This is a genomic window from Nocardioides sp. AX2bis (assembly GCF_902506435.1).
Lineage (GTDB): Bacteria > Actinomycetota > Actinomycetes > Propionibacteriales > Nocardioidaceae > Nocardioides.
The window spans coordinates 1,751,839-1,759,366 of sequence record NZ_LR733215.1; the positions used below are offsets into that span (position 1 = coordinate 1,751,839).

At 75.6% G+C, this 7,528-nt stretch carries 5 protein-coding genes; 1 reads left to right on the forward strand and 4 read right to left on the reverse strand.

Going from position 1 to position 7,528, the window contains the following annotated elements:
- The first annotated feature begins 101 nt into the window (after positions 1-101).
- Positions 102-1,814 (forward strand): glycoside hydrolase family 3 protein, encoded by a 1,713-nt coding sequence (locus GV155_RS08405; protein WP_160007059.1) that lies wholly within the window; start codon positions 102-104, stop codon positions 1,812-1,814.
- Between the two features lie 75 nt (positions 1,815-1,889).
- Here the strand turns inward: GV155_RS08405 and GV155_RS08410 are convergent, their stop codons facing one another.
- From GV155_RS08410 to GV155_RS08425, 4 genes are all read right to left on the reverse strand, one after another.
- A complete protein-coding gene (locus GV155_RS08410; RefSeq protein WP_160007061.1) occupies positions 1,890-2,384 on the reverse strand; it encodes a beta-class carbonic anhydrase in 495 nt (164 codons plus the stop codon).
- Between the two features lie 36 nt (positions 2,385-2,420).
- Positions 2,421-4,226: an MFS transporter gene (locus tag GV155_RS08415; protein ID WP_160007063.1), complete on the reverse strand. Its 1,806-nt coding sequence runs from the start codon at positions 4,224-4,226 to the stop codon at positions 2,421-2,423.
- Positions 4,223-4,972: an LppX_LprAFG lipoprotein gene (locus GV155_RS08420; protein ID WP_160007076.1), complete on the reverse strand. Its 750-nt coding sequence runs from the start codon at positions 4,970-4,972 to the stop codon at positions 4,223-4,225. The genes GV155_RS08415 and GV155_RS08420 overlap by 4 nt, the downstream gene beginning before the upstream one ends.
- A 4-nt stretch (positions 4,973-4,976) precedes the next feature.
- Positions 4,977-7,528 (reverse strand): DNA gyrase/topoisomerase IV subunit A (locus tag GV155_RS08425; RefSeq protein ID WP_236554162.1); only part of this gene is annotated, 2,552 nt, incomplete at its 5' end.

Sequence of the window (7,528 nt, forward strand, 5' to 3'; positions counted from 1 at the left end):
GCGGGACGTCATACGTACTGCGCAGACGGGTGCTCGCTCCGTATGACGTTCCGGGGCCGGCCTGGTCCGGGCATCACCCGACGGGTGGCAGCATGGGCCCGATGCGCACCCCTGTCCGGCTGACCGCCATGGTCGCCTCGCTGGCGGCTGCCGCGACCCTCGCCGCCGGCTGCAGCGGCCCCACCGACCCGAGCAGCGACGAGCCCGCGGGGCGCGCTGCCCAGGCGTCGCAGGACGTACGCCCCACCGCCTCCGAGCGGCTCGGTCTCGACCCCGGGTGGGGCCCGACGCGGGCCGAGCTGGACCGTGCCGCGCGGGCCGTGGACCGGATGACGCTGCCCGAGCTCGCCGGTCAGGTGATCGTGGCCCGCTGGTCGGGCACCACCACCCCGACCGCCCTGGTCGAGGACCTCGACCTCGGCGGCGTCATCATGTTCGAGGACAACGTGGTCTCGGCCGAGCAGGTCCGCCGGACCGCCACGCAGCTCCAGCGGGGCGTACGCCGCCCGTGGCCGTTGCTGGTCGGCGTGGACCAGGAGGGCGGGCTGGTCGAGCGGCTGACCACCGGCGTCACCCGCTTCCCGGCCTTCATGAGCGCCGGGGCGGCCGACCGGCCGCGGCTGACCCAGCAGGCGTACGCCGCTGCGGGCGCGGAGCTGCGCCGTCTCGGGTTCACCACCGACTTCGCCCCCGACGCCGACGTGACCGTCGGACCGGCCGATCCGGTGATCGGGTCGCGCTCGGCCGGCTCGGACCCGGCGGTGGTCGCCGAGCAGACCGTGGCAGCGGCGCGGGGCTACCTCGCGGGCGGCGTGCTGCCCGTCGTCAAGCACTTCCCGGGCCACGGGTCGGTCACGACCGACAGCCACCTCGCGCTGCCGGTGCAGGGGCGCAGCCGCGCCGAGCTCCGTGACACCGACCTGGTGCCGTTCCGGGCCGCCGTCGACGCGGGCCTGCCGGCGGTGATGATCGGCCACCTGGCCGTCACCGCGGTGGACCCCGGCGTGCCCGCGACCGTCTCCCGCCCGGTCGTCACGGGTCTCCTGCGCGAGGACCTCGGCTTCGACGGCGTCGTGGTCAGCGACGCCCTCGAGATGGCCGCGCTAGACGGCGTGGACCGGCCCGCGGTCGGCTTCCTGCGCGCCGGCGGCGACCTGGTGCTGCTGCCCCCGGACCCCGCGGCGACCCGTGCGTCGATCCTGGCGGCCGTGCGCAGCGGGGACCTGGACCGGCGGCGCCTCGAGCAGGCTGCGGCCCGGGTGGGCGCGATGCTCCTCCACCAGGAGGCCACGCCGCCCGGGCGCGGCGGCCCGTCGAGCGCCGCGGGACCGGCGCGGGCGTTGTCGGCGGCGGCGGTCACCGTCGCCACCGGCGCCTGCCGCGGCCCGCTGGTCCGGGGGCCCCTGGTGCCGATGGGGGACGCCGCGGCGGTGGGCGCCTTCCGTACGGCCGCGCAGGCTGCCGGCGTCCCGCTCGGCTCCGTCTCCGAGACCCGCCCGCCCCGTCCGGTCCCCACCGGTCGCAGCCGCGCCGACGCCCGCGCCCTGGACGCGTGGCGTGCCACGCCGGCGAGCACGGTCGTCGACGGGACGCCCGTACGCCTCGGCACGACCGACGGCCCGGGCGCGCCCGGGGTGCTGGTCGCGACGGACTCGCCCTACCTGCTCGGGTACGCCGACGCGCCGGTGGAGGTCGCGACCTACGGCACGACGCCCGGCGCGATGACGGCGCTGGTGCAGGTGCTCACCGGTGAGGCGCGAGCCCCCGGCCGGCTCCCGGTGGCCGTCGACGGCGTCGAGCGCCGCGGCTGCTGACGCGCAGCCTGTCCGCAACCGTCATCTCGAGGCGCCGCGAGCGTCATCTCGGCTGTCCGCGAGCGTCATCTCGGCTCAGAGGCGCTGGTCCAGGAGGCCGGTGTCGACGTCGTAGACGAACCCGCCGACCTGGACGGAGTCCGGGATGAGCGGGTGGGTGCGGACCTTGCGGACGTCCTCGGCCAGCGCCTCGTCCTGGTCGGCCACGACGTGGATCGGCTGCCAGGAGGCGTCGCCGCCGGCCGACTCGGCCACGCGACGGCGCAGCTCGGCCTCGGTGTTGCTGGCCACCGCGCAGCGGGTGTGCGGCACCACGAGGATGCGCGAGACGTTCAGCAGGTGCACGGCCAGCACGAGCGCCTCCAGCGCCTGCGGGGTCACCCGCCCGCCGGGGTTGCGGAAGATCTTGGCGTCGCCGAGGCCGAGGCCGACCATCTCCAGCGGCTGGATCCGCGAGTCCATGCAGGTCACGATCGCCACGCCGGCGCGGGCGACACCGTCGAACCCGGAGACGTCGTTGGCGGCGGCGTACGCCTCGTTGGCAGCGATCAGGTCGTCGAAGGAGTCCACGGGCCGCAACCTATCGCCGCAGGGCGGGTGGCGTCGTCAGCCTGAGGTGAGGACCGCGTCACGTGGGTCGACCTCGCGGGTGCGGGCGCCGCGGAACAGCCACAGCGCCAGCACCGCCGCGACGACGGCGCAGACCGCGGCGCCGGCGAAGACGGCCTGCTCCTGCGGGATGCTGGCCGCGGCCAGCAGGTCGGTGTAGGCCTGGCAGCGGGTGCGGCCGTCGCACACGTCGACCGCGGCGGGCATGGGGTCGTCCTCCAACGCGGCGTAGTAGCGCCGCAGCCCGATGGCCGTGAGGGCCGAGATGCCGACGAGCATGCCGACCATCCGCGCGACCACGACCACGGCGCTGGCCAGGCCGTGCACGGCGGCGTCGGTGCTGGCCAGCACGGCGGCGTTGACCGGCGCCAGCGCGAGGCCGAAGCCGAACCCGCAGGCCACGAGGACCACGTCGGAGGCGACGCTCTCGAGGCTGTCGACGCCCCAGGTGCTCATCACCGCGAAGGCCGCGGCGGCGAGCGTCATCCCGGCGGCGGTGATCACGCCGGCCGGGAGCCGCCGCACGAGGTAACCGCCGACGACGGCACCCACGGGGAGCGCGACCAGGAAGCGCACCAGCACCAGCGCGGCCATCAGCTGCGAGTCGCGGTAGGTGGTGGTGCGGGCGAAGAGGGGGATGTCGACGACGGCGGCGATCAGGGCGGCGCCGACGAAGAAGCTGACCACCGCCGCGCCCCAGGCCGGTCGCGCGCGCAGCGCACCCCGCGGCACCAGGGGGTCGGCGGCGCGACGCAGGTGCACCACCAGCGCCACGGTGGCCATCGCGGAGCCCAGGAGGTACCACCAGCCCTGCTCGGCGAAGAGCTCGATCGCGGGGTCCGCGGTCGCGAAGGCCAGGATCACCCCGCCCAGCGCCACCGCGAGGTACGTCGCGCCGACCAGGTCCGCGGCCCGGGCGGTGCGCCACCACCCGCGCAGGTCGAGCAGCGGCCGCCGGGCGAGAAGGCACCACACCACCAGCAGGGCCAGCGCCGCCATCGCGGCCAGGCCGACCGGCGTCAGCCAGCGGCCGCCGGGCACCAGGCCGACGAAGACCTGGCCCCAGGTCAGGTCGCGCAGCAGCGCCGAGGGCCGGAGCACGACCAGGAGCGCCAGCACGGTCGCGACGAGCAGCAGGAGCAGCCCGACGAGGTCGGGCCGCCGTCGTCCGGGGGGCCCGCCCCCGTACGGCGTCCGCGCGGCCGCCGCGCGCACCGCCGGGTCCCGCCGGGCCAGCGCGCGCACGGCCAGGGCCAGCGCCACGCCGACGACGAGGTTGAGCACGAAGATCGCGCGCCAGTCGGCCACGGCCAGCACGACCGCCCCGAGCAGCGGGCCGAGCACGGAGCCGGCCTCCTGGACCGCCGAGACGATGCCGAGCGGCACCCCGCGCCGGTGGACCGGGTACAGGTCGGCCACCAGCGCCAGGGTGGCCGGGACCAGGCCGCCGCCGCCGAGGCCCTGCAGGAAGCGGCCCACCACCATGCTGGGCATGTCGTAGGCCAGCGCGGTGACCAGGGAGCCGAGCGCGAAGACGACCAGGGAGCCGACGAGGACCGGGGTACGCCCGCGCAGGTCGGCGATCCGCCCGATCAGCGGCAGGATCGCGACGTAGCCGAGCAGGAAGCCGGAGATGATCGGGGCCGCGCGCTGCAGCTCCTCGGCCGAGATGCCGACCGAGGCGACCATGTCGGGCAGGGCCAGCACGACGACGTAGGTGTCGGCGGCGGCGAAGGCCACCGCCACGGCGGCCAGGGCCAGCAGCACCCGCGAGCGGGTCGCGACCCGCTCCGTCCCGCTCACGGGGCGGTGATGTCCTGCTCGGTGCCGTAGTCGGTCAGGTCGACGGTGTAGGTCATCTCGGCGCTCGCGGGGTAGAACACCCCGGTCAGCTCCGCCGAGCGCAGCTCGCCGTCCTCGGTGATCGTGTAGACCACGTCGAAGTCGCCCTCGGCGGAGGGGATGACGTTGGTCATCACCTCGTCGGTGACCGAGCCGGAGTACTCGGTCAGCACCTCGCTGTTGTCGGCCCCGCCCCGCACGGTCTCGCCCTCGGTGGGCTCCTCGGTCGCGGTCAGCAGGGTCGAGACGCCCTGCTCGGGGTCGATCAGCTCGGCGGGGTCGGGGGCGCCGTACTCACCGGGGTCGATGGTCTGGAAGCCGGGCACGAGCGGCAGCTCGGCGTAGACCTCGCCGCCGACGGCGACCACGGGCACCTCGACGGAGTTGCCGGCCAGGCTGACCGCGATCTGGCCCTCGAAGGCCGGCGCGGCGGTGGCCACGCCGGTGGCGCTGGTGATGCCGGTGGTGCCGTCGGGCAGGTTCTCGGTGGTCAGCGACAGCTGGACGCCCGACGTGTCGTCGAGCGTGGTCTTGGCCTGGGCCAGGACCTCCTCGGGCGTCGGCGCGGTGTCGCCGCCGCTGCCGGTGCCTCCCTCGTCACCGGAGCAGCCGGCCAGCAGGCCGACCGGGACGAGCAGGGCGGCGGCGAGGGCGGCCGAGGGCAGGGACGACGCGCGCGGGCGCGGTCGGAGGGCGCGGCGGAGCATGCCCTCAGCCTCCCACACCGTCGGTCGCGGGCCCCGGCTCGGAGCCCGCGTCGGGGAGGGTCCCCGGCCCGGCCCCGAGGGCCGCGGGGGAGGCGCCCAGGGCCTCGGCGCAGGCGGCGACGGGCTGGGTCAGCGGCACCCCGGACCCGTCGCGGCGCCCCGTCGGGGCGGGCAGCTCGACGGGCGCGCCGCTCGCGGCCGCGGCCCGCGCCGGGGCGGGCCCGACCCAGGCCAGGAGCAGGGTGTCCTCGCCGCGCAGGAAGCGGTGGCAGCGCACGCCGCCCGTCGCGCGTCCCTTGGCGGGGTACTCGGTGAACGGGGTCAGCTTGGCCGCGCCGACCTCGGTGCCCGGCAGCGCCGTCGAGGCGCCCGAGACGGTCAGCACCTCGTGGCCCTGCGGCGCGGTCGGGTCCGTGGCGCCGAAGAACAGCACCCGTTCGCCGGCGCCGAGCTTGATGCCGGCGACGCCGCCGCCCGTGCGCCCCTGGGGACGCACCGCCTCGGCACCGAAGTGCAGCAGCTGGGCGTCGCTGGACACGAAGCAGAGCTGCTCACGGCCGGTGGCCAGCTCGACGGCGCCGACGACCTCGTCACCGTCGGCGAGGCGGAGGACCTCCCAGACGTCGCGGTTCAGGACCTCGGGGTTGACCCGCTTGACCACGCCCGCGCGGGTGCCGAGGGCCAGCCCGGGCCCGTCCTCGGCCAGCGTGCACAGGGCCAGTGCCCGCTCGCCGGGGTCGAGGACCAGCAGCTCGGTCAGCGGCACCCCGCCCTGGAGGTCGGGGTGGGAGTTCGACGGGGGAAGCGCCGGGAGGTCCAGGACCCCGAGGCGGTGCAGCCGCCCGAGGGAGGTCAGCACGCCGACCTCGCCCCGCGTCGTGGCGCGGACCGAGGAGACCACGACGTCGTGCGCGCGGCGGGCGTCGCTGCCGTCGGTGGCGCCGGAGACCCCGCCGCCCGCGGCGTCCGGGTCCAGCGGCGCGGTGCGGGCCAGCAGCCCGGCCGACGACAGCAGGGCCAGGCAGGGGTCGTCGGCGACCTCGAGCGCACCGGCGGCGGCCGCGGCGGCCGGTGCCCCGGCCGACTCGAGCAGCACCGTACGACGGGGGGTGCCGTAGGTCGCGGCGACCTCGGCGAGCTCGGCCGACACGACCCCGCGCAGCAGCGCGTCGTCGGCCAGGATCGCGTCGAGCTCCTCGATCTCGCGGCGCAGCTGCTCCTGCTCCTTCTCCAGCTCGATCCGGCTGAAGCGGGTCAGCCGGCGCAGCTGCATCTCGAGGATGTAGTCGGCCTGGGCGCGCGACAGGTCGAAGACCGTGCTCAGCCGCTCCCGCGCCGCGCCGGCGTCGTCGCTGGAGCGGATCACCGCGATGACCTCGTCGATGTCCAGCAGCGCGACCAGCAGGCCGTCGACCAGGTGCAGCCGGTCGGCCTTGCGGTCGCGGCGGAACTGCGAGCGTCGGCGGACGACCTCGAAGCGGTGGGCCAGGAACACCTCGAGCATCTGCTTCAGGCCCAGGGTGCGCGGCTGGCCGTCGACCAGCGCCACGGCGTTGATGCCGAAGGAGTCCTCCAACGGCGTGGACTTGTAGAGCTGCTCGAGCAGGGCCTCGGGCACGAAGCCGTTCTTGACCTCGATCACCAGCCGCAGGCCGTGCTCGCGGTCGGTGAGGTCCTTGATGTCGGCGATGCCCTGCAGCTTCTTGCCCTGCACCAGGGTCTTGATCCGCTCGACGACCTTCTCGGTGCCCACGCCGTACGGCAGCTCGGTCACCACGATGCCCTTGCGCCGACCGACCGGCTCCACCCGGGCCGTGGCGCGCATCTTGAATGACCCGCGCCCGGTCTCGTAGGCGTCGCGGATCCCGGCCAGGCCGACGATCTTGCCGCCGGTCGGCAGGTCGGGCCCGGGCACGAACCGCATCAGGTCCTCGGTGCCGGCCGCGGGGTGCGTGATCAGGTGGCGCAGCGCCTGGACGACCTCGACCAGGTTGTGGGGGGCCATGTTGGTGGCCATCCCGACCGCGATGCCGGTGGTGCCGTTGACGACCAGGTTCGGGATGGCGGCCGGCAGCACCGACGGCTCGAGCTCGCGGCTGTCGTAGTTGGGCCGGAAGTCGACGGTGTCCTCGTCGATCGAGGCCGTCATCGCCACGGCCGGGGCGTCCATCCGGCACTCGGTGTAGCGCATCGCGGCCGGCGAGTCGTCGGGTGAGCCGAAGTTGCCGTGCCCGTCGACCATCGGCAGCCGCATCGACCACGGCTGGGCGGTGCGCACGAGGGCGTCGTAGATCGCGGTGTCGCCGTGCGGGTGCAGGCGACCCATCACCTCGCCGACCACGCGGGCGCACTTCACGTGCCCCCGCTCGGGGGTCAGGTTCATCTGCTGCATCGTGTAGAGGATCCGGCGCTGGACCGGCTTCAGGCCGTCCCGGGCGTCGGGCAGCGCCCGGGAGTAGATGACGGAGTAGGCGTACTCGAGGAACGAGGTGCGCATCTCCTCGCCGACGTCGATGTCGAGGACGTGCTCCTCGACCTCGTCGGGCGGGGGAGGGG